Annotated in this window: 1 protein-coding gene; it reads left to right on the top strand. The window is 45.6% G+C overall.

The annotated features are described in order from the left end of the window. Nucleotides 1-194: hypothetical protein (locus MM817_RS16520; protein ID WP_241717155.1), on the top strand; the 194-nt coding region annotated here is incomplete at its 5' end. Nucleotides 195-436: the final 242 nt, after the last annotated feature.

Below are 436 nucleotides of genomic sequence, written 5' to 3'. Positions count from 1 at the left end.
GTTTCCCGTTATCTTTACGAAGCATCGAAGATACCTCCCAAACGATTCTATATTTCTATTATACACTATATATAGATATATATGGACATCTATCGGCGTTTTATCTTGACTTTTTCGGAGGTCTCCAGGGCGGCCTAGTTTCGCCGTTAATTGCGGTCATCGCGCTGCAGGGTATGGAGAAAGATTTGCGGTAAAAGGCGTTCCAAATGAGATTCGGAAGTAGCCGTGCTAACCCTGGCATCAACATCGTCTCTTATGCTGATGACTTCATTGTCACGTGCAAAACGAAGGAGCAAGCAGAGCAGTTCGTTCCAGTCATCGCCCAGTGGCTTGGACCTCTGTCAAGTTACTGGACACAAATCGAAGAACTATTTTACGCAACTGACGCAGACAATAGATCCTCCATCTGCTGGGGTGTTTTATAGCCAAGCGCTGA

The organism is Sulfoacidibacillus ferrooxidans (assembly GCF_022606465.1).
GTDB lineage: Bacteria > Bacillota > Bacilli > Alicyclobacillales > SLC66 > Sulfoacidibacillus > Sulfoacidibacillus ferrooxidans.
The sequence above is the reverse complement of the archived record's forward strand: the minus strand, read 5'-3'. Positions and strand labels throughout refer to the sequence as shown.